The organism is Streptomyces sp. SID13666, from assembly GCF_010548325.1.
GTDB classification, from domain to species: domain Bacteria; phylum Actinomycetota; class Actinomycetes; order Streptomycetales; family Streptomycetaceae; genus Actinacidiphila; species Actinacidiphila fildesensis.
The window spans coordinates 30,613-52,890 of record NZ_JAAGLX010000014.1 but is presented as its reverse complement, the minus strand read 5'-3'; the positions used below and the strand labels follow the sequence as shown (position 1 = coordinate 52,890).

16 protein-coding genes are annotated in these 22,278 nt (G+C 72.5%); 8 read left to right on the top strand and 8 right to left on the bottom strand.

Translation table 11 applies throughout. The annotated features are described in order from the left end of the window. The first annotated feature begins 44 nt into the window (after positions 1 to 44). The gene (locus G3I60_RS19675; protein WP_164295411.1) at positions 45 to 1,751 is read left to right on the top strand and encodes a beta-N-acetylhexosaminidase; all 1,707 of its coding nucleotides are present in this window, start codon (positions 45 to 47) and stop codon (positions 1,749 to 1,751) included. 57 nt (positions 1,752 to 1,808) lie between these two features. Here G3I60_RS19675 and G3I60_RS19670 read toward each other — a convergent pair whose 3' ends face one another. From G3I60_RS19670 to G3I60_RS19655, 4 genes are read right to left on the bottom strand one after another with little or no spacing between them, the layout of a single operon-like run. Beyond that, the gene (locus G3I60_RS19670) at positions 1,809 to 2,975 is read right to left on the bottom strand and encodes an acyl-CoA dehydrogenase family protein (RefSeq protein ID WP_164295410.1); all 1,167 of its coding nucleotides are present in this window, start codon (positions 2,973 to 2,975) and stop codon (positions 1,809 to 1,811) included. Between the two features lie 2 nt (positions 2,976 to 2,977). Further along, positions 2,978 to 3,916, bottom strand: a complete 939-nt coding sequence (locus G3I60_RS19665; RefSeq protein ID WP_138355052.1) for a hydroxymethylglutaryl-CoA lyase — start codon at positions 3,914 to 3,916, stop codon at positions 2,978 to 2,980. Then, positions 3,913 to 5,874, bottom strand: coding sequence for a biotin carboxylase N-terminal domain-containing protein (locus G3I60_RS19660; RefSeq protein ID WP_164295472.1), 1,962 nt, complete (start codon positions 5,872 to 5,874; stop codon positions 3,913 to 3,915). Before G3I60_RS19660 ends, G3I60_RS19665 begins: the two co-directional genes overlap by 4 nt. A 14-nt stretch (positions 5,875 to 5,888) precedes the next feature. Then, positions 5,889 to 7,502 (bottom strand): carboxyl transferase domain-containing protein, encoded by a 1,614-nt coding sequence (locus tag G3I60_RS19655; protein ID WP_138355053.1) that lies wholly within the window; start codon positions 7,500 to 7,502, stop codon positions 5,889 to 5,891. An 84-nt stretch (positions 7,503 to 7,586) separates the two neighbouring features. Between G3I60_RS19655 and G3I60_RS19650 the strand changes: the two genes are divergently transcribed. The 3 genes from G3I60_RS19650 to tesB all read left to right on the top strand — a co-directional run bounded on the left by G3I60_RS19650 (position 7,587) and on the right by tesB (position 10,307). Further along, positions 7,587 to 8,198 carry a TetR/AcrR family transcriptional regulator gene (locus tag G3I60_RS19650; protein ID WP_138355054.1) on the top strand — a complete coding sequence of 204 codons (612 nt, stop codon included), beginning with the start codon at positions 7,587 to 7,589 and terminating at the stop codon, positions 8,196 to 8,198. A gap of 65 nt (positions 8,199 to 8,263) precedes the next feature. Then, positions 8,264 to 9,421 (top strand): acyl-CoA dehydrogenase family protein, encoded by a 1,158-nt coding sequence (locus tag G3I60_RS19645; RefSeq protein WP_164295409.1) that lies wholly within the window; start codon positions 8,264 to 8,266, stop codon positions 9,419 to 9,421. A gap of 10 nt (positions 9,422 to 9,431) precedes the next feature. Then, positions 9,432 to 10,307 carry an acyl-CoA thioesterase II gene (gene tesB / locus G3I60_RS19640; protein WP_138355056.1) on the top strand — a complete coding sequence of 292 codons (876 nt, stop codon included), beginning with the start codon at positions 9,432 to 9,434 and terminating at the stop codon, positions 10,305 to 10,307. Positions 10,308 to 10,478: 171 nt separating this feature from the next. Here the strand turns inward: tesB and G3I60_RS46445 are convergent, their stop codons facing one another. From G3I60_RS46445 to G3I60_RS19620, 4 genes are all read right to left on the bottom strand, one after another. Then, complete coding sequence (locus G3I60_RS46445; protein ID WP_164295408.1) at positions 10,479 to 11,675, bottom strand: histidine kinase; 1,197 nt, start codon at positions 11,673 to 11,675, stop codon at positions 10,479 to 10,481. Beyond that, positions 11,672 to 12,349, bottom strand: coding sequence for a response regulator transcription factor (locus tag G3I60_RS19630; protein ID WP_164295407.1), 678 nt, complete (start codon positions 12,347 to 12,349; stop codon positions 11,672 to 11,674). The genes G3I60_RS46445 and G3I60_RS19630 overlap by 4 nt, the downstream gene beginning before the upstream one ends. A gap of 104 nt (positions 12,350 to 12,453) precedes the next feature. Further along, positions 12,454 to 13,245 (bottom strand): phosphatase, encoded by a 792-nt coding sequence (locus G3I60_RS19625; RefSeq protein WP_138355059.1) that lies wholly within the window; start codon positions 13,243 to 13,245, stop codon positions 12,454 to 12,456. A 214-nt stretch (positions 13,246 to 13,459) separates the two neighbouring features. Further along, entirely contained in the window at positions 13,460 to 15,109 is a 1,650-nt protein-coding gene (locus G3I60_RS19620) for a PucR family transcriptional regulator (protein ID WP_138355060.1), read from the bottom strand. Positions 15,110 to 15,236: 127 nt separating this feature from the next. Between G3I60_RS19620 and G3I60_RS19615 the strand changes: the two genes are divergently transcribed. From G3I60_RS19615 to G3I60_RS19600, 4 genes are all read left to right on the top strand, one after another. After that, positions 15,237 to 15,401, top strand: a complete 165-nt coding sequence (locus G3I60_RS19615) for a hypothetical protein (protein WP_164298404.1) — start codon at positions 15,237 to 15,239, stop codon at positions 15,399 to 15,401. A 141-nt stretch (positions 15,402 to 15,542) separates the two neighbouring features. Further along, a complete protein-coding gene (gene speB, locus G3I60_RS19610; RefSeq protein WP_138355061.1) occupies positions 15,543 to 16,514 on the top strand; it encodes an agmatinase in 972 nt (323 codons plus the stop codon). After that, positions 16,511 to 18,136 carry a thiamine pyrophosphate-binding protein gene (locus G3I60_RS19605; protein ID WP_164298402.1) on the top strand — a complete coding sequence of 542 codons (1,626 nt, stop codon included), beginning with the start codon at positions 16,511 to 16,513 and terminating at the stop codon, positions 18,134 to 18,136. The genes speB and G3I60_RS19605 overlap by 4 nt, the downstream gene beginning before the upstream one ends. A 174-nt stretch (positions 18,137 to 18,310) precedes the next feature. Continuing rightward, on the top strand, positions 18,311 to 22,225 hold the full coding sequence (locus G3I60_RS19600; protein WP_164298400.1) for an ABC transporter ATP-binding protein: 3,915 nt from the start codon (positions 18,311 to 18,313) through the stop codon (positions 22,223 to 22,225). The last annotated feature ends 53 nt before the right edge of the window (positions 22,226 to 22,278 follow it).

The following is a 22,278-nucleotide window of genomic DNA, read 5'->3' as shown; positions in this document are numbered from 1 at the left end:
AGTGGCATCGGTACTCTCCGCCGCCCGCTGAAGGGAATCCCCCTGTGAGACGACCCAGCGTTCGGAACAATCTGCCCCAGATCCTGTGCTCGTTGCTGCTGATCAGCGCCACTGCCTGGGCCACCGCCCCGGCCGCGCCGGCCGCCTCGGCCGCCTCCGCCTCCGGAGCCGACGCCTCGTCGGCCGTCCTGGAGCGGGTCGTCCCCGCCCCGGCCTCCGTACGGTCCGGCGGCGCCTCCTATGCCATCGGCGCCGGCACCCGCATCCACGTGCCCGGGAACTCCGACGAGGTGCGGAAGGTCGGCGACTACCTCGCGGGCGTGCTGCGGCCGTCCACCGGACACCCGCTGCCCGTCGTCGCGGACGACGGAGGCAGCGACGGCATCGTGCTCAGGCTGGGAGCGACGATCAGTGGTGCGGGCAGCTACAACGCTGCCGGCGCCAGGTCGGACGGGGCCAAGGCGGACGGCGCCGAGGCGCCCCACGACACGGTCGTGGCACTCGGAGCGGAGGGGTACCGGCTCGTCGTCTCCGGGCAGTCGGTGACCATCGGCGCCGAGCAGGCCGCCGGGCTGTTCCACGGCGTGCAGACGCTGCGCCAGCTGCTCCCCGCCACGGTCGAGAAGCGCACCGTGCAGAGCGGCCCCTGGAACGTGCCGGGCGGCACCATCACGGACGCGCCGCGCTACGCCTACCGCGGTGGCATGCTCGACGTCTCGCGGCACTTCTTCTCCGTCGCGCAGGTCGAGCGGTACATCGACCAGCTCGCCCTCTACAAGATCAACCAGCTGCATCTGCATCTGTCGGACGACCAGGGGTGGCGGATCGCCATCGACTCCTGGCCGCGGCTGGCCGCCTACGGTGGCAGCACCCAGGTCGGCGGGGGACCCGGCGGCTCGTACTCGAAGGCCGACTACCGCGAGATCGTGCGCTACGCCGCGAGCCGCTATCTGACGGTGGTGCCCGAGATCGACATGCCCGGCCACACCAACGCGGCCCTCGCCTCCTACGCGGAGCTGAACTGCAACGGCATCGCCCCGCCGCTCTACACGGGCACCAATGTCGGCTTCAGCTCGCTGTGCGCCGCCAAGGACGTCACCTACCGGTTCGCGGACCAGGTGCTGGGGGAGCTGGCCGCCCTCACCCCGGGCCCGTATCTGCACATCGGCGGCGACGAGGCGCACTCCACCAGCCACGCCGACTACGTGACGTTCATGGACAAGGTCCAGCCGATCGTCACCAAGTACGGCAAGACCGTGATCGGCTGGCACCAGCTGGCGGGCGCGCACCCGGTCGCCGGGGCCGTCGGCCAGTACTGGGGCACGAAGGGCAGTGAGAAGGAGGTCGCGGACGCGGCCAAGGCCGGAATGCGGCTGATCCTCTCGCCCGCCAACCGTGCCTACCTGGACATGAAGTACAACGCCTCCACCCCGCTGGGCCAGGCCTGGGCCGGCCTGGTCGAGGTGAAGGACTCCTACAACTGGGACCCCGCCACCTTCATCAAGGGCGCACCCGCCTCCGCCGTCCTCGGCGTGGAGGCGCCGCTGTGGACGGAGACCATCGTGACCAGCGCGGACTCCGACTACATGACCTTCCCGAGACTGCCGGGAATCGCCGAGATCGGCTGGTCCCCGGCAGCCACCCACCAGTGGGATGCCTACAAGGTGCGGCTCGCCGCCCAGGGCCCGCGCTGGACGGCGCTGGGCATCGGCTACTACCGGTCGCCCCAGGTGCCCTGGCCGAGCAGCTGACGGCCGGCCGGCGGCGGACGGTCACCCACGACCGCCCGCCGCCGGCTCGTCAGCCCCTCAGCCCGTGAGCCCCAGCTCGCGGGCGATGAGCATCCGCTGGACCTCGCTGGTGCCCTCGCCGATCTCCAGGATCTTGGAGTCCCGCCACATACGGGCCACCGGGTACTCGTTCATGAAGCCGTATCCGCCGTGGATCTGGGTGGCCTCACGGGCGTTGTCCACGGCGACCGTCGAGGAGTAGAGCTTGGCGATCGCCGCCTCGTTCTTGAACGGCTCGCCGCGCACCAGCCGGGAGGCCGCGTCGCGCCAGCCGACACGGGCCATGTGGGCGCGCATCTCCATGTCGGCGAGCTTGAACTGGATCGCCTGGTTCGCACCGATCGGCCGGCCGAACGCCTCCCGGGTCTTCGCGTACGCCAGGGACTCGTCGACGCAGCCCTGGGCCAGCCCGGTGGCCAGCGCCGAGATCGCGATCCGGCCCTCGTCGAGGATCCGCAGGAACTGCGCGTAGCCGCGGCCCTCCTCGCCGAGCAGGTTCGCGGCCGGGACCCGGCAGTCGGAGAACGACAGCTCACGGGTGTCCGAGGCGTTCCAGCCGACCTTGGAGTACGGAGCCGCGACACCGAAGCCCGGCGTGCCCGAGGGCACGATGATCGACGAGATCAGCGGTCGTCCGTCGTCCTTGCGGCCGGTGACGGCGGTGACCGTGACCAGACCCGTGATGTCGGTACCGGAGTTGGTGATGAAGCACTTGGTGCCGTTGATCACCCATTCGTTCGTCGCCTCGTCCAGCCGGGCGGTGGTGCGCGTGCCGCCGGCGTCGGAACCGCATTCGGGCTCGGTCAGCCCGAACGCGCCCAGGATCTCCCCGGAACACATCCGCGGCAGCCACTCGCGCTTCTGCTCCTCGGTGCCGAAGCGGAAGATCGGCATCGCGCCCAGCGAGACGCCCGCTTCGAGGGTGATGGCGACGGACGAGTCCACCCGCGCGAGCTCCTCGAGGACGATGCCGAGGGCGAGGTAGTCGCCGCCCATGCCGCCGTACTCCTCGGGGAAGGGCAGGCCGAACAGGCCCATCCGGCCCATCTCACGGATGATCTCGTAAGGGAACTCGTGGTTCTCGTAGAACTCCCCGATCTTCGGCGCGATCACGTCGTGCGCGAACGCCTCGACGGTGCGGCGCAGTTCCTCGTGCTCGGGGGCGAGGCGGTGGTCGATCGACATGACTACGGCTCCTGGTGGGAGAGGGCGCGGACGGTGCGGGAGGGGCTTGGCCTCCCGAGCTGCTCCGCCATCCACACGCTTGTGGCGGTGAGGCGGTCGAGGTCGACCCCGGTGTCGATACCGAGGCCGTTCAGCATCCAGACGAGGTCTTCTGTGGCGAGGTTTCCGGTGGCGCTCTTCGCGTACGGGCAGCCGCCGAGGCCGCCCGCGGAGGCGTCGACGACGGTCACCCCCCGCTGGAGGGCGGCCAGGGTGTTGGACAGCGCCTGGCCGTAGGTGTCGTGGAAGTGCACGGCGAGCCGGTCCGTCGGGACCCCCTGCTCCACCAGCGCGGCGAGCAGCGCGGTGACATGGCCGGGGGTGGCGACCCCGATCGTGTCGCCCAGGCTCAGCTCGGTGCATCCCAGGTCGTACAGCCGGCGGGCGACGGCGGCCACCTGCTCCACCGGGACCGGGCCCTCCCACGGGTCGCCGAAGCACATGGAGAGATAGCCGCGCACGGTGGCCCCGGCCTCCCTGGCCTTGGCGACGACCGGCTCGAACATGGCGAGGGACTCGTCGACGGTCCGGTTGAGATTGGCCTTGGCGAACGACTCGGTCGCGCTGCCGAAGACCGCGATCTCCGAGACGCCGAGCGCCAGGGCGCGTTCCAGGCCGCGTTCGTTGGGGACCAGCACCGGCAGATGCGCGTCCACATCGGCCAGCAGCGGCATCAGCTCTGCGGCGTCGGCCAGTTGGGGCACCCACTTGGGGTGCACGAAGCTGGTCGCCTCGATCGTGCCGAGGCCCGCGGCGGCCAGCCGGTGGATGAACTCGGCCTTCACCGCCGTCGGGACGGTCGTCTTCTCGTTCTGCAGCCCGTCGCGCGCGCCGACCTCGTGGATCCTGACCCGCGCGGGCAGTCCGGACGCCGGTACGGACATGGGCAGACCGTTGGTCATGACTCCTCCCGGGGAGTGACGACGGCGAGCACCTGGTCCATGGCGACGGTGCTGCCGGGGGTGACGTCGATCTCGGTGACCGTGCCGTCGTGGGGAGCGGTGATGACGTGCTCCATCTTCATCGCCTCGACGACCAGCAGGCTCTGGCCCGCGGTCACCTCGTCCCCGGTCGCGACCTTGACGACGGTCACGGTGCCGGGCATCGGCGCGGTGAGCGCGCCGGTGCCACCGGCGCCCGCGCTGCCGCTCAGGGCGGCCGCGACGGGGTCGTGGTCCGCGACGTGCCAGCTGTCCCCGTCACGGCCCAGCCAGGCGCCCGCGTGGTGGAAGGAATGGGTGGCGCCGTCCCAGTGCAGGACGCCGCGTCCGCCGTCGGTGACCAGACGCGCGGGGACCGCCGGGGCGTCGCCCACCCGGACCTCGTCACCGCGGACCCGGACGGCCAGCGGCTCGTGTCCGGGCACCCGCAGATGGTGGGTGGTCCAGGCCGGCTCGCCGCCCAGCCGCCAGCCGTCGGCAGCCGAGAACGGATCGGTCCAGGTGGTGGCGTCCGACGCGGGGAGCAGGGCGGCCTGGCGCAGCAGCGCCGCGGCCGCGTAGACCTCGGGCGGGACGTCCGGTGAGATCAGCGAGCCGACCTCGCGCTCGACCAGTCCGGTGTCGAGGACTCCGGAGACCACCTCCGGGTGGGCCAGCAGCCGCCGCAGGAAGCCGGCGTTGGTGGCGACACCCAGGGTGACGGTGCCGGCCAGCGCCGCGCGCAGCTTGCGCAGCGCGGTGGCGCGGTCGGGCCCGTACGCGATGACCTTGGACAGCATCGGGTCGTACAGGCTGCCGATCTCGGTGCCCTCGGCGAGCCCGGAGTCGGTGCGGACCCCGTCGCCCTGCGGTTCGTGGAGCGACAGCACGGTCCCGCCGGAGGGCAGGAAGCCGCGGGCCGGGTCCTCGGCACAGATCCGGGCCTCGACGGCGTGGCCGGTGAGGGTGACGCCCTCCTGCCCGAACGGCAGGTGCTCGCCGGCGGCGACGCGCAGCTGCCACTCGACGAGGTCCAGGCCGGTGATCAGTTCGGTGACGGGATGCTCGACCTGGAGGCGGGTGTTCATCTCCATGAAGCAGTACGCGGAGGGGTCCGCGCCCGGGACGATGAACTCGACGGTGCCCGCGCCGACATAGCCGCAGGAGCGGGCGGCCTGCACGGCGGCCTCGCCCATCGCCGCACGGGTGGCCTCGTCCAGGAGCACGCTGGGCGCCTCCTCGATCACCTTCTGGTGCCGGCGCTGCAGCGAGCACTCCCGCTCGCCCAGGTGGACGACATTGCCGTGGGCGTCGGCGAGCACCTGGATCTCGATGTGCCGCGGCCGGTCGATCCAGCGCTCGACGAGGAGGGTGTCGTCGCCGAAGGAACCACGGGCCTCGCGCCGGGCGGCGGCGATCTCGTCGCCGAGCAGCGTCTCGTCCCGCACCAGCCGCATGCCCTTGCCGCCGCCGCCCGCGGACGGCTTGAGCAGGACCGGCATGCCGATCTTCTGTGCCTCGCCGATGAGTTGGGTGTCGGTGAGACCGCTGCCGGACGAGCCCGGGACGACCGGGACACCGGCCTCCAGGACGGTCGCCTTGGCGCGGATCTTGTCGCCCATCAGCTGGATCGCCGAGGCCGGCGGTCCGATGAAGACGAGCCCCGCGTCGGTGCAGGCCTGAGCGAAGGCGGCGTTCTCCGCGAGGAAGCCGTAGCCGGGGTGGACGGCCTGCGCCCCGGTTCGGGCGGCCGCGCGCAACTGCTCGTCGATGGAGAGGTAGTTCTCGATGCGGACCGCGGTGTCGGCCTCGCGGACGTGCCGGGCGTCGGCGTCGGCGTCGCTGAACACGGCGGCCGAGCGCACGCCGAGGCGCCGCAGCGTGCGGATCACCCGGACGGCGATCTCGCCGCGGTTGGCGATGAGGACGGTGTCGAACATGGTCATCTCTGTCCTCACATCCGGAAGACGCCGTAGCCGGGCTCACCCAGCGGCGCGTTGGCGCAGGCGGTGAGCGCGAGGCCCAGGACCGTGCGGGTCTCCAGCGGGTCGATCACGCCGTCGTCCCAGAGCCGGGCGGTCGCGTAGTAGGCGTTGCCCTGGGTGTCGTACTGGGCCCTGATCGGGTCCTTGAACGCGGTCTCCTCATCGGGAGCCCACTCACCGCCCGCCGCCTCGATCTGGTCGCGCTTGACGGTGGCGAGCACGGACGCGGCCTGTTCGCCGCCCATCACGGAGATCTTGGCGTTGGGCCACATCCACAGGAAGCGCGGTGAATAGGCCCGTCCGCACATCGAGTAGTTGCCGGCGCCGTACGAGCCGCCGATGACGACCGTCAGCTTGGGCACCCGGGCGCAGGCCACCGCGGTGACCATCTTGGCGCCGTGCTTGGCGATGCCGCCCGCCTCGTACTGGCGGCCCACCATGAACCCGGAGATGTTCTGCAGGAAGAGCAGCGGGATGCCGCGCTGGTCGCACAGCTCGATGAAGTGCGCGCCCTTCATGGCGGATTCGGCGAAGAGGATGCCGTTGTTCGCGATGATGCCCACCGGGTGGCCGTGCACATGGGCGAAGCCGGTGACGAGCGTCGTGCCGTACTCCGCCTTGAACTCGGCGAAACGGCTGCCGTCGACGATCCTGGCGATGACCTCGCGCACGTCGTACGGGGTGCGGGAGTCGACGGGCACCGCGCCGGTGAGCCCCGCGGGGTCGACGGCGGGTTCCTCGACCGGGTCGAGGTCCCAGGGGCGGGGGACCCGGGGGCCGAGGGTGGACACGATGTTCCGCACGATGCGCAGCGCGTGGGCGTCGTCCTCGGCCAGGTGGTCGGTGACGCCGGAGATCCTGGAGTGCACCTCGCCGCCGCCGAGCTCCTCGGCGGTGACGACCTCGCCGGTCGCGGCCTTCACCAGCGGCGGCCCGCCCAGGAAGATCGTGCCCTGGTTGCGGACGATCACCGCTTCGTCGCTCATGGCGGGGACGTACGCGCCGCCGGCCGTGCACGAGCCCATCACCGCGGCGATCTGCGGGATGCCGCGGGCCGACATCGTCGCCTGGTTGTAGAAGATCCGGCCGAAGTGGTCGCGGTCCGGGAAGACCTCGTCCTGCCGGGGCAGGAAGGCGCCGCCGGAGTCGACCAGATAGACGCACGGCAGCCGGTTGTCGAGCGCGATCTCCTGCGCCCGCAGGTGCTTCTTCACCGTCATGGGGTAGTACGTGCCGCCCTTGACCGTGGCGTCGTTGGCGACGACCACGACCTCACGGCCGGAGACCCTGCCGATACCGGCGACGACGCCGGCGGCCGGGGCCTGGCCTTCGTACATCCCGTCGGCGGCCAGCGGGGCGAGCTCCAGGAAGGGCGAGCCGGGGTCGAGCAGCCCGTCCACCCGGTCGCGGGGCAGGAGCTTGCCGCGCGCGGTGTGCCGGGCGCGGGCCTTCTCGCCGCCGCCGAGCCGGGCGGCGGCGAGCTTGTCGCGCAGCCGCGCACTCAGTTCGGCGTGCGCCGCCGCATTGGCGCGGTAGGTCTCCGACGCCGGATCGGCGGCGCTGGAGAGGACGGGTGCTGCCATGTGTCGGGCCCCCGGAAGTTAGCGAGCGTTAACGTGGTGACCTTCACGTTAACGCTCGCTAACGGGATTGTCTAGACTCGTTCCATGCACCCCACGAAGGCGACCGAGAACCGCCGCGACCAGATCCTCCGGGAGGCCGCCCGGCTCTTCGCCGAACGCGGATTCCATGGCGTCGGTGTGGACGAGATAGGGGCCGCGGTCGGCATCAGCGGACCCGGCCTCTACCGGCACTTCGCGGGCAAGGACGCGATGCTCGCCGAGCTGCTCGTCGGTATCAGCGGCCGGCTGCTCACGGCCGGGAAGGCCCGGGTCGCCGAGGCCAACGACCCGGCCGGAGCACTGGACGCGCTGGTCCGCGGCCATATCGACTTCGCGCTCGACGACCGCCCGCTGATCACCCTGCACGACCGCGAACTGGACCGGCTGCGCGACTCCGACCGCAAGCTGGTGCGCCAGCTCCAGCGGCAGTACGTCGAGCAGTGGGTGGAGGTCGTCCGGCAGGTGCGTCCTGCCGCGCCCGAGCCGCAGGTGCGGGCCGCCGTGCACGCGGTCTTCGGACTGCTCAACTCCACCCCGCACCTGGGCGCGCACAGCGGGCTCCCGGACCGGAACGACACGGCGGCGCTGCTGCGCCGGCTGGCACTGGGCGCACTGACGGCTCTGGACAGCATGGACGACCGGCGAGTAACTTACTGAGCGCTTGCTTATTTTCCCGGACCCCGGTCCCGGATCCCATGTCTCAGGCCCAGAGGAGGCGCGAAGTGCGTCGTACGGTGTTCAACGAGGACCACGAAGCGTTCCGCGAGACGATCCGGGACTTCATCGCCGCCGAGGTCGTTCCCGTCTACGACGAGTGGCTGGCGGCCGGCCAGGCCCCCCGCGACTTCTACCGCAAGCTCGGCGAGCTGGGCGTCTTCGGTATCGAAGTGCCCGAGGAATTCGGCGGCGCCGGCGAGACCAGCTTCAAGTTCCAGGCCGTCATCACCGAGGAGTGCGCCCGCGCGGGCGTCAGCTTCGGCGGCAGTGGCGTGCACACCGGCCTCTGCCTCCCGTACCTGCTGGCCTACTGCAACGACGAGCAGAAGAAGCGCTGGCTCCCGGACTTCGTCTCCGGCGACATGATGACCGCCATCGCGATGACCGAGCCGGGCACCGGTTCCGACCTGGCCGGCATGAAGACCACCGCCAAGCTCTCCGAGGACGGCACGCACTACGTCCTCAACGGCGCCAAGACCTTCATCACCGGCGGCGTGCACGCCGACCGTGTCATCGTCTGCGCCAGGACCGCCCCGGCCACCCCCGAGGACCGCCGCGCGGGCATATCGCTGCTGGTCGTCGACACGAAGTCCGAGGGCTACGCCGTCGGCCGCAAGCTGGAGAAGCTCGGCCTCAAGACCTCCGACACCGCCGAGCTGTCCTTCACCGACGTGAAGGTGCCCGTCGAGGACCTGCTCGGCGAGGAGGGCAAGGGCTTCTCCTACCTCGGCCAGAACCTGCCGCAGGAGCGGATCGCCATCGCCGTGGGCGCGTACGCGCAGGCCTCCGCGGCCATCGGCTTCGCCAAGGCGTACGTCCAGGACCGCACCGTCTTCGGCCAGTCCGTCGCCTCGTTCCAGAACACCAAGTTCGTGCTCGCCGACTGCAAGGCCGAGGTGGACGCGGCCCAGGCCGTCGTCGACCGCGCCCTGGACGCGCACGACGCCGGTGAGCTGACCGCCGCCGACGCCGCCTCCGCCAAGCTGTTCTGCACCGACGTCGCGGCCCGCGTCATCGACAAGTGCCTGCAGCTGCACGGCGGCTACGGCTACATGCTGGAGTACCCCATCGCCCGCCTGTACGCGGACAACCGCGTCAACCGCATCTACGGCGGCACCAGCGAGGTCATGCGCTCCATCATCGCCAAGTCGATGGGCCTGTGAGCGCGACCCTGTGAACACAGCGCTGACGTCCCTGCTCGATCTGCTCGATCTGGAGCGGATCGAGCAGGACATCTTCCGCGGCATCAGCAGGTCGGCGGTCGTGCCACGGGTGTTCGGCGGCCAGGTCGCCGCCCAGGCGCTGGTCGCGGCGGGCCGCACCGTCCCCGAGGACCGGGCCGCGCACTCGCTGCACGCGTACTTCCTGCGGCCGGGCGACCCCGGCGCGCCGATCGTCTACCAGGTGGACCGGATCCGGGACGGCCGCTCCTTCACCACCCGAAGGGTGGTGGCCGTTCAGCACGGGCAGCCGATCTTCCATCTGTCGGCGTCCTTCCAGGAGCACGAGGAAGGGCTCGAGCACCAGGAGCCCATGCCGCCGGCGCCGGACCCCGAGTCGCTGCCCACCGCCGAGGAACTGCTGCCCGCCCACGCGGACAAGTTCCCCGACCCCAAGGTCATCGACCGTCTCCTGGAAGCGCGGGCCGCCGTCGACCTGCGGTACGCGGAGGACCCGCCGTTCCTGGTCGCCGGGCAGGGCCCGCGCGAACCGCGCTCCCAGGTGTGGTTCCGCACCCGGGGCAAGCTCGCGGACGACCCGCTGCTGCACGTCTGCCTGGCCACGTACGTCTCGGACATGACGCTGCTGGACTCGGTGCTCCTCGCCCACGGGCGCGGCGGCTGGGCCGTCGGCGACGTGGTCGGCGCCAGCCTGGACCACGCCATGTGGTTCCACCGGCCCTTCCGCGCCGACGAATGGCTGCTGTACGACCAGCAGAGCCCGTCGGCGTCCGGCGGCCGGGGACTGGGCACCGCCCGGATCTACACCCAGGACGGGCGCCTCGTGGTGTCCGTGATCCAGGAGGGCGTGGTCCGCGTCCCGCGCTAAGGCGTGTGTCGAAAGTAGCGGCGTTCGCCCGGAGGGCGTGGCCCACGGCGTCCGGTGCGTGCGCTCGCAAGGCGGAGGGTCGTCCTCGTACTGGTCGTACGTGGACGAGCCCGACAACGCGGCGAGGGCGCGTGCCAGGCGGGGCTTTCGAAACACGCCCTAGCTGCAGCCTTACGCGGCGGGGAGGACGGCCCGCACCAGGAAGCCGCCGTCGGGTTGCGCGCCCGCGTCGAGGGTGCCGCCCAGCTGGGCGGCACGTTCGCGCAGGCCAGCGAGGCCGTGGCCGCCGGAGGGCAGCAGCGGACCGGGCCGCTCACCCGGCGGGCCGTTGCGGACGCTGACCAGGAGCCGCCCCCCGGTCAGCCGTACGTCGACTTCCGTCTCCGCGCCCGTCGCGTGCTTGCGCACGTTGGTCAGCGACTCCTGCACGATCCGGTAGGCGGCGTGCCCGACGGGCGCCGGGCAGCCTCCCGCGTCGACCCGGCCCCGCACCATGGGGCCCGCCGTCGCCAGCAGCGCCGGCAGTTCGGCCAGTCCGGGTCCGGCCGGTGCCGCCAGGCCCGCCGATGCTGCCCGGCCCGCCGTGTCCGCCGGGTCCGACGAGCCGGACGCGTTCGTCACGGGAAGCCGCAGCAGGCCCACCATGCGACGCAGTTCGTCCAGCGCGTCCCGGCTCAGCTCGCGCACCGCTCCGGCCGCGTCGCGGGCCTCCTGGCTCCGCGCGGTGACCTCCAGCGCGCCGGACTGCACCGCGATGAGGCTGATGTGGTGCGCGACCGTGTCGTGCATCTCGCGGGCGAGCCGGGCGCGCTCCTGGACGACGGCCTGCTCGGCGGCGAGCCGCGCCTCGCGTTCCCGGCTCGCGGCCAGCTCGGCGAGCCGGGCCGCCAGCTCCCGCCGGGAGGAGCTGAGCAGCCCGAGGGCCGTGGGGGCGGTGGCCAGCAGGGCGGAGAGCAGCAGCGCCAGGATCGTGGGCGCCGGCTCCCAGTCGATCGTGCCGAGCCACGGCCAGGGGACGAAGGAGACCACGGCCACGGCCGCGGCGCAGCCGCCGATGACCCACATGCGGGGCGTGACACGGGGGCGGGACCTGGTGCTGCCGTTTGCGTCCGGCGCCGTGCGGCCCGTCCCGCCGGAGGCGACCTGGTAGAGCGCGGCCATCGGCGCCAGCCACACGTACCCGAGCGAGAGCGCGGGCAGTGTCGCCGCGAAGGCGAGCAGCGGAAACCGCCGGCGCACCAGGAGAGCGGCCGTCGCGGTGCACGCGACGGCGAGCGAGAGGGAGCCGCCCATCGATCGCGTCGCCCACACCTCGGTCGCGGAGAGGGCGATCAGGGCGGCATCGAGGACGGCCGGCCGCAGTCTCACGTCCGCTCCACGGCCGGGGCGAGTCCCGCGCGGTGGGCGAGCACGGCCGCGGCGACCCGGTTGGGCGCGTCCAGCTTCCGCAGCACCGCGCGCACATGGTCCTTGACGGTGGCGACCGTGATCCCCAGCCGTGCGGCGATGTCGGAGTTCGGCAGACCCGCCGCCACGAGGACGAGGACTTCGCGCTCGCGGGTGGTGAGCAGGCCCAGGGCGACGGCGTCCGCACCGCCGGGGTCGTCGAGGCCCGTCCCGGCCCCTGCCCCGAGGTAGCCGTGCACGACCGTACGGCTGACGGTCGGCGTGAAGACCGTCCCGCCGGAGGCGAGCACCCGCACGGCGTCGATCAGCGTGCCCACGGCCGTGTCCTTGAGGAGGAAGCCGGTGGCGCCCTCCCGCATCGCGGCACTGATGTACGCGCTGGTGTCGAACGCCGTGAGCATCGCGACGGCGGGCGGCCGCGGCAGGGCGCGCAGCTCCCGCAGGACCGTGAGCCCGTCCGGTGCCGGCATCACGGCGTCCAGCAGCACGAGGTCGGGTGCGGCCGCCTCGATGGTGGCCACCGCGTCCCGGCCGTCGCAGTCGACGACCACCGCGATGTCTCCCGCGGTCTCCAGAATCCGCCGCAGGGCGACCCTGACCAGCGCCTCGTCGTCGACGATCGCTACATGGATCAACTTGCGCCTGCCTTCTGAAGCCCCTCTGCGATCGTAACCAGAGACTCCGGATCCGCAGAGTCCGGATCCGCTGCGCGGAGGTAGGCCGCGTGCCCGCGCCGGGCTCAGATCCGTGCTTCGAGGCCTGCGGCGGCCAGCAGGTAGGCGGTGAGCGGGTCGTACAGGTGGGGCGGCACGTTGTCGTCCAGGGGGACCGTCACCGTCAGGTCGCCCTCGGCCTCACCGACGAACAGCGCGGGATCGTTGCAGTCCGCGAACCCGACCGTGTCGATGCCCTGGCTGCCCGCGAAGCCCGCCCACCCGTGGTCGGCGACGACGAGATCGGGCTCCTGGCCCTCGTGCTCCATGGCGTCCAGCACCTCCCGCATGGGGTCGGGGGAGTGGGTGTGCATGAGGTTTCCGCCGCGGTGCAGGACGGACACGCCACCGATGTGCCGGATCTCGCCGTTGTCGGCGTACAGCCGGTCCGCGGGCAGCAGGATCTCGCAGCCCGCGTCGCGCAGCGCGGCGGCGAGCGCCTGGTGGACGGCGAACATGCCGGCCGGGTGACCGGTGGCGAACAGCACGCGGGCCCGGGATTCCGCCGCCTTGCGCAGCTCGACGGCCATCCGGTCCAGCGCGTCGATCGTCAGTTCCGCGTCGATGGTGTCCTGGCCCCTGCGGTGCTTCGGGTTGGCGACGACCCCGCAGCGTTCCACCATCAGCTCCAGCACGGCCCGCGGATCCGTCCAGCGCTCGCCGAGCTCCAGGCCCAACCAATAGTAGCGGTTCCCCTCGGCGAGCTCACGGTAGTGATCCAGGTTGTTCTCGCGGCTCGTGGCCACGTCACCCGCGATGCGGGTGCGTATGAGGTGCTCGGCGAGGGACTGGCGGGACGGCGTCGTGTCATGGGGCATGTGTCTCATTGTCGCGCCTGGCCGCACGGGCGTAGGGGGCGAGGGTGATCGACACCGATGTGTGACCCTCGGAGGGGTCCTGGACCGGCTTTCCGCCGGCTGTCGACGAGGCTCCTCCGGGCACCGGTTCCGGCCTCGGCACGGGCCCTGCCGTGTGTCGGCCCCGGCGTGGGCCCGATGCCGCTGACAGCGTCGCCGCCGACGTCGTCGCTGCTCAGAGCCAGCGCAGGGCGAACCAGAGGTCCATGCGGGTGTCGGGGTCGTCCAGGTCCGCGTCGAGCAGCGCGGCGGTCCGCGCGATGCGCTGCCGGACCGTGTTGCGATGCACTTCCAGTGCCACGGCGCTGCGGTCCCAGCTGCCGTGCAGCGCCAGCCAGGCGCGCAGGGTCTCCACGAGGGCGGGGGAGTCCAGCAGCGGTTCCAGCAGGGCGCGGGCCTGGGCGCGCGCCTCCTCGGGCGCCACGAGCGCCGTCATGCCCGCGCCGCCGCCGCGGTGCCGGGCCAGCTCGGAGCGGTTCGCGACGGCCCGGCGCAGCGCACCCGCCGCCTGGGCGTCGGCGGCGGCGAGTTCCGCCGTGGACGCGGGGGCGCTGACCCCGAGCGTCCAGCCCGGCTGCGCGGAGATCCGGCGGTCGGCGGGCAGCAGGGCCCGGACGGCGGCGACCCCGTCCGCGTCGACCAGCGCGGTGCCGAGCGCGGCCGCCAGAGCGGCGGCGGCCAGCGGTGCCGCCTCGCCGCGGGTGGGGCCGGAGCCGCGGTGGTGCCCGTGCACCACGATCCAGCGCGGCCCGGTCGCCGCGACGGCTTCCGCCTCGCCGCCGGTCTCGGCGGCAGGCCGGGTGGGAGCGGTCAGCAGGGGCGCGACGTCCTCGGGGCGCGCGCCGAGCAGCAGCCGCACCAGGGCGGCGGAGCGGTCGGTGTCGGCCGTGCCCTGGTAAGGGCCGGTGAGCAATGAGAGCAGCACGGTGGCGACCCCGGTGAGCGCGTTGTCGGCCGGATCGCGCCGCCCCGCCGCGACCGCCAGCACCAGGCCCTCGCCGGGAGCGCTCCCGGCCAGCGCGTAGGCCGCAAGATGCGCGCCGGCGACGGTGTCGGTGGCCGAGGACGGAGCCTGGACGGTCTGCGCCCGGTCGCCCGGCAGCGGCCTGACCACCTGCGCCAGTCGGCCGAGCGCCGTGCGGACCGGCGGCCCGGGGCGGGTGCCCGCCCCGTACAGCTCCCCGCCGCCGGGGCCGAGGAGGGCCGCCCAGCCGCCCAGATGGTGGGCGAGCTGACGCAGCACGGCGGGCACCGGCTCGGGGCGGGCGGCGGCGGAGGCCAGGGACTGCTGGGCCTCGGTGACCCGGCGCAGCTCGCGATGGCGGGCCTCGGCCATCGCCTGCCAGACGGCCCGGGCGACCGCGGTGAACGGGGTTTGCGGCGGAACCTCCACCAAAGGCAGGCCGTACCGGTCGCACGCCTCCACGAGGGCGCGGGGCGTCTCCTCGTAGACGGGTGCGAGCCCGAAGCCGAGCGCCGCGGCACCTGCCTCCACGGCGCGTGCCACGTAGTGGTCGAGATAGGCGTCGTCGACACCGCCACCGGCCTGGTCGACGCCGAGGTCATCGGTGGGGCCGCCGTCGGCGTCGGCCGGGCGCGTTTCCCGTCGCCTCGTGGTGTCGCCCGCCGATGGGAAGTGCACCCCGGCGGTCAGCAGCAGCTCGCCGCCCAGCAGATACGGGACCGGGTCTTCCATCTCACTGGTGTGCACCCAGTGGACGGGGATGTCCTCGCGCGGACCCGCGACCTGCCGAAGTCCCAGGTCCGCGCGGGCCAGCAGATCGGCGAGCGGTACCGGGGGAGTGGGCGGCGCCAGACTCGGCATGTGCGGTCCATCCACTGGGGTGACGTCGAATGGAGGAAACGTACACTTCAGCGACATCTTTCAGCCACCTAGGGTCATCCCCGGAATCGCCCGCACTCAGTGAAGCGCTTCGGACGGAGGAGAGCCCATGGCTGTCGACTACGGCCTGCTGGCCTCGCTCGCCACGTACGCCGTGGTGAGCCTGGCCACGAAGCCGACCGACGCGGCCGTCCTGGCGGCCTGGCGCGAGCGGCTCGCGGGCCGCGGCGCCACCGTCCCGGCCGTCGCGGAACCGGTGCCCGCACAGGGCTGAACCGGTCCCGGCACAGGGTCGTCCCGGTCCCCGGACCGGGCCGAACCGAAGTTATCCACAGCCCCGGCCCGCTTGTCAGCGAGCCGGGGGACACTCGAATCACACCGAAGCACCACGAGTAACGCGAAAGAAGGCACCCCGATGAGCAGCAACGAGCCGCGTGGACCGATCGACTCGTCCCGCATCCCGCGGTACGCCGGCCCCGCCACGTTCGCCCGGCTGCCCCGGCTGGACGAGGTCGGCACCGCGGACGTCGCCGTGGTCGGTGTGCCGTTCGACAGCGGGGTCTCGTACCGTCCCGGCGCCCGCTTCGGCGGCAACGCCATCCGTGAGGCCTCCCGGCTGCTGCGCCCGTACAACCCGGCGCAGGACGCCTCGCCGTTCGCGCTCGCCCAGGTCGCGGACGCGGGCGACATCGCCGCCAACCCGTTCAACATCAACGAGGCCGTCGAAACCATCCAGGCCGCCGCCGACGATCTGCTCGACACCGGCGCCCGCCTGATGACCCTCGGTGGCGACCACACCATCGCGCTGCCGCTGCTGCGCTCGGTCGCCCGCAAGCACGGGCCTGTCGCCCTGCTCCACTTCGACGCGCACCTGGACACGTGGGACACGTACTTCGGCGCCGAGTACACCCACGGCACCCCGTTCCGCCGCGCCGTCGAGGAGGGCATCCTCGACACCGAGGCGCTCTCCCACGTCGGCACCCGCGGCCCGCTGTACGGCAAGAAGGACTTGGACGACGACGAGAAGATGGGCTTCGGCATCGTCACCTCGGCGGACGTCATGCGCCGCGGTGTCGACGAGGTCGCGCAGCAGCTGCGCGAGCGCATCGGCGACCGGCCGCTGTACATCTCCATCGACATCGACGTCCTGGACCCGGCGCACGCCCCGGGCACCGGCACCCCGGAGGCCGGCGGCCTCACCTCCCGTGAGCTGCTGGAGATCATCCGCGGGCTCTCCTCCTGCCACCTGGTCTCCGCCGACGTGGTCGAGGTCGCCCCCGCGTACGACCACGCGGAGATCACCTCCGTCGCGGCCTCCCACACGGCGTACGAGCTGACCACGATCATGTCCCGGCAGATCTCCGCGGCGCGCCAGAGCGCCAAGTGACGGCCCGCAACGGCGGCGACCTCGTCGTCGAATCCCTGGCCGCGCTCGGCGCGACCACGGTCTTCGGGCTGCCCGGGCAGCACGCCCTCGGCACCTTCGACGCGCTGCGCCGCTCGACGCTCAGCTACGTGGGGCTGCGCGTCGAGAACAACGCGGGCTTCGCCGCCGACGCCTACGCCCGGGTCACCGGCGGCGTCGCCCCGCTGCTGGTCTCCACCGGCCCCGGCGCGCTGATGACGCTCGCCGCGCTCCAGGAGTCCGCCGCCGCCTCCGCGCCCGTGCTGGCCATCAGCAGCCAGGTCCCGACCGCCGGACTCGGCGGCGGACGCCACGGGTACCTGCATGAACTGCGCGACCAGAAGGCGTCGTTCCGCGACGTGGTCAAGTCCGTGCACACGGTCCGCACCGCCTCGCAGATCCCCTCGGCGCTCGCCGAGGCCTGGGAGTCCGCGCTCACCGCGCCGTACGGACCGGTGTGGGTGGAGATCCCGCAGGACGTGCTGCTCGCCGGCACCGGCGTCCCGCCCGTCACCGCGCTGCGTGCGGTGCCCCGCCCGCTGGAGCCGCGCGCCGAGCTGATCACCGAGGCGGCCCGGCTGCTGTCCGGGGCACAGCGGCCGGTCATCCTGGCCGGCGGCGGCGTCGTACGGTCCGGCGCGGCCGGGGAGCTCCTCGCGCTGGCCGAGCAGCTCGACGCCCCGGTCGCCTCGACGTTCGGCGGCAAGGGCGCGTTCCCCTGGGAGCACCCGCTGTCGCTGCAGTCCTGGATCGAGGACCGGCACACCACCGACTTCCTCGAAGCCGCCGACGTGCTGCTCGTCGTCGGCTCCGGCCTCGGCGAACTCTCCTCGAACTACCACACGTTCCGCCCCCGCGGCCGGGTGATCCAGATCGAGGCGGACCTCGGGAAGCTGGAGTCCAACCACCCGGCCCTCGGCATTCACGGCGACGCCCGGCTCTCGCTGGCCGCCCTGTGCGACCTGACGGTGCCGCGCCCGGACGAGGGGGCCGCCAAGGCCGTCGCCGAAGTCCTGGCGCTCGTCGGTGACCGGATCGCCGGCCAGGACCTGGGCCTGGAGCAGCAGTTGCTGGCCGCGGTCCGCGACGCCCTGCCCGACACCTCGCCCAGCTGCTGGGACATGACGATCCTCGGTTACTGGGCCTGGTCCGCCTTCGACGCCCGGCACCCGAACACCATGCACTCGGCGCAGGGTGCCGGCGGCCTCGGCTACGGCTTTCCCGCCGCCCTCGGCGCGGCCGCCGCCGATCCCACGCGGCCGGTCCTGGCCGTCTCGGGGGACGGCGGAGCCATGTACTCCATCGCCGAGCTGGCCACCGCGCGGCAGTACGGCCTGCCCGTCACCTGGCTCATCGTGGACGACGGCGGCTACGGCATCCTCCGCGAATACATGACCGACGCCTTCGGAAAGGCCACCGCCACCGAGCTGGCCTGCCCGGACTTCGTCGCCCTCGCCGAGTCCTTCGGGGTCCCGGCCACCGCCACCACGCCCGGCACCCTCCGCGACGACCTCGCGGCGGCGCTGGCCACCCCGGGCCCCTCCGTCGTCGTCCTCCCGGCGCACCTGCGGATGTTCGCCCCCACCCATCTCATAGGGAGCTGACCGGCCGCCCGCTCCGCCGGGAACGGGCCACCCGGCTCCATCAAGGCTTAGGTCCATCGCCCGAGAGGAGTGAGACCTTGGCCCCTCTTTGGCTGCGGTTTGTTGCAGCAGGATGAAATTCGCACGCCAGCGTGTTGCAGCGTCGGGTAGTCGTGGATCAGTGGGAGGACCCGGGTGACATCGGCGAAGGTTGAGCCGGAGCAGGGCTGGTTGCGGCGGTTGGTCGGCTATTGCTGGCGGTACCGCCGCAACGTACTGCTGGCGTTGGGCGCGTCACTGGGCGGGATGGCCGTCACCGCGCTCGTCCCACTGGTGCCGAAGCTGATCATCGACGACGTGGTGCTCGCACACGACCGTCCACTGCTGCCCTGGGCGATCGTGCTGGTGGTCGCGGCCGTCGCCGTCTACGTCCTGACATATGTGCGGCGCTTCTACGGCGGCCGGCTCGCCCTCGATGTGCAGCACGACCTGCGCAGCGACATGTTCCGCTCGCTGACCCGGCTGGACGGCCGGCGGCAGGACGAGCTGGACACCGGCCAGGTGGTCGGCAGGGCCACCAGCGACCTGCAGCTCATCCAGGGCCTGCTCTTCATGCTGCCGATGATGATCGGCAACGTGCTGCTGTTCGTGCTGTCCCTGATCGTGATGCTCACGCTCTCCCCGCTCCTCACCCTCGTCGCGCTGGCCGTCGCCCCCGCCCTGTGGTTCATCGCCGACCGCAGCCGTAAGCGGCTCTTCCCGGCCACCTGGTACGCCCAGGGGCAGGCCGCCGCCGTCGCGGGCATCGTCGACGGCTCCGTCACCGGCGTCCGCGTGGTGAAGGGCTTCGGCCAGGAGCAGCAGGAGATGGACAAGCTGGAGGGCGTCAGCAAGAAGCTGTTCGCCGGCCGGCTCCGCACGATCCGGCTGAACGCGCGCTACAGCCCGGCCCTCCAGGCCGTGCCCTCGATCGGCCAGGTGGGCATGCTGGCGCTCGGCGGATGGATGGCGACCCGCGGGCAGATCACGCTCGGCACGTTCGTCGCGTTCTCCACGTACCTCGCGCAGCTCACCGGCCCGGTGCGGATGCTGACCATGATGCTGACCGTCGGACAGCAGGCACGGGCCGGCGTCGAGCGCGTCCTGGAGCTGATCGACACCGAGCCGACGCTGGAGGAGGGCACCCGGACGCTGCCCGAGGGCGCGGCCACCGTCGAGTTCGACCACGTCACCTTCGGCTACGACCCCGAGCGGCCGGTGCTGGCCGACTTCTCGCTGCGCGTCGAGCCCGGTGAGACCGTCGCCGTCGTCGGTGCCTCGGGCTCCGGGAAGTCCACCGTCTCGCTGCTGCTGCCGCGCTTCTACGACGCCACCGGCGGCGCGGTGCGGATCGGCGGCGAGGACGTCCGCGACCTCACCTTCGACTCGCTGCGCGGCGCCATCGGCATGGTGCCCGAGGACAGCTTCCTGTTCTCCGACACCGTGCGCTCCAACATCGCCTACGGACACCCGGACGCCACCGATGAGCAGGTGCTCGCCGCGACCCGCGCGGCGCAGGCCCACGAGTTCATCGAGGCGCTCCCCGAGGGCTACGACACCGTGGTCGGCGAACAGGGCCTGACCCTGTCCGGCGGCCAGCGGCAGCGCGTCGCCCTCGCCCGCGCGATCCTGACCGACCCGCGGCTGCTGCTCCTGGACGACGCGACCTCGGCGGTCGACGCCCAGGTCGAGGCGGAGATCTTCGACGCGCTGCGCGAGGTCGTGACCGGCCGGACGACGCTGCTGATCGCCCACCGCCGCTCGACGCTGGCGCTCGCCGACCGGATCGCCGTCCTGGAGGACGGCCGGCTGGCGGACATCGGCACCCATGACGAGCTGGAGGAGCGCTCCGCGCTCTTCCGCAAGCTGTTGACCGACCCGGACGCGCTCGGCGCGGACGTCGTCACCGCCGACCCGGCCGGTGTGCTCGCCGCCGCCTGGTCGGGCGAGGGCGCCGCGACCGGACTGGCGGAGCGCACCGCCACCGCACCCGGATCCGGATCCGGATCCGGATCCGAAGAGGCTCACGGGTCCGAGAGGCTCAACGGGTCCGACCGGTTCAACGGAACGGGCAGGATCAACGGATCCACGGTGTCCGACAGCGTGACGGCAGAGCTGTGGCCCAGGGAACCGCACCCCGCTGACGGGCCCGCTACGGGGAAGGCACGGGAGAACGGAGCCGCCCCGGCTCCCATCGTTCCGGCGGCGGGTGGACCCGCCGGCATGGCCGCCGCGATGGCCGGGATGCCGGCCTCGCCCGATCTGCTCGCGAAGGTGGCAGCGCTGCCACCCGCCACCGACACACCCGACGTGGACGAGGCGCAGGCCCGCATCGTCGACGAGGAGTTCGGGCTGCGCAGCCTGCTGCGCGGCTTCCGCACCCCGCTGCTGTTCAGCCTGCTGCTGGTGGCGGCGGACGCCATCGCCGGACTGATGCTGCCGGTGCTGATCAGGCACGGCATCGACTCCGGTGTCCGGGAGGCCGCGCTCGGCGCGGTCTGGGCGGCCTCGGCCGCCGGCCTGGTGATCGTCGTCGTGCAGTGGGCGGCGCAGTGGGGATCGGCGCGGCTGACCGGCAGGACCGGCGAGCGCGTCCTCTACACGCTGCGGGTGAAGATCTTCTCGCATCTGCACCGGCTCGGGCTCGACTACTACGAGCGTGAGCTGACCGGCCGGATCATGACGCGGATGACCACGGATGTCGACGCCCTGTCGACATTCCTGCAGACCGGACTGGTCACCGCCCTGGTCAGCGTGCTCACCTTCTTCGGCATCCTGGTCGCGCTGCTCGCCCTGGACGTCCAGCTGGCGCTGCTGGTCTTCGCGACGCTCCCGCCGCTCGTCCTGGCCACCTGGGTGTTCCGGCGCAAGTCGGTCCGGGCGTACGAACTGGCCCGTGAACGCGTCGGCGTCGTCAACGCGGACCTGCAGGAGAACGTCGCCGGGCTGCGCATCGTGCAGGCGTTCCGCCGTGAGCGCGTCGGCGCCGTCCGGTTCGCGGAGCGCAGCAGCGCGTACCGCGAAGCCCGGGTGCGCGGACAGTTCCTGATCTCGGTGTACTTCCCGTTCGTCCAGCTGCTGTCCAGCGGCGCGGCCGCGCTGGTGCTGATCGTCGGCGCCCAGCGGGTCGGCGCGGGCACCCTGACCGCGGGCGCGCTCGTCGCGTACCTGCTCTACATCGATCTGTTCTTCGCGCCGGTGCAGCAGCTGTCGCAGGTCTTCGACGGCTACCAGCAGGCGTCGGTGTCGCTCGGCCGGATCCGTGAACTGCTGCGGGTGCCGAGCACCACCCCGGCCGCGGCCCGTCCGTTGGCCGTCCCGTCGCTGCGCGGCGAGATCACCTTCAAGGACGTGCACTTCCGGTACGGGGACGGCGCCGAGGCGCTGAGCGGCGTGGACCTGCACATCCCGGCCGGGCAGACGGTCGCCTTCGTCGGCGAGACGGGCGCGGGCAAGTCCACGCTGGTCAAGCTGGTCGCCCGGTTCTACGACCCGACCGGCGGCGGTGTCCTCGTCGACGGCACCGACATCCGCGAACTGGACATGACGGCCTACCGGCAGCGGCTGGGCGTCGTACCGCAGGAGCCCTACCTGTTCGCCGGAACGGTGCGCGACTCCATCGCGTACGGACGGATGGACGCGACGGACGCGGAGGTCGAGGCCGCGGCCCGGTCGGTCGGCGCGCACGAGATGATCGCGACGCTCGACGGCGGCTATCTGCACCTGGTCAGCGAACGCGGCCGCAACCTGTCCGCAGGGCAGCGGCAGCTGATAGCGCTGGCCCGGGCCGAGCTCGTCGATCCCGACATCCTGCTGCTGGACGAGGCGACGGCCGCGCTCGACCTGGCCACGGAAGGGCTGGTCAACCAGGCCGCCGACCGGCTGGCGGTGCGGCGCACCACGCTCGTCGTCGCGCACCGGCTGACCACGGCCTCGCGCGCCGACCGTGTCGTCCTGCTCGACCACGGCCGTGTCATCGAGGACGGCACGCATGACGAACTGCTCGCCGCGGACGGGCGATACGCCCGGTTGTGGCGCACATTCGTCGGTGAAGTACGGGCCGCCGCCTGATATTTCACTGTCCCAAGGCCCTCTGGTGGTAAGACCGTTGCTCCCCTAGGTTC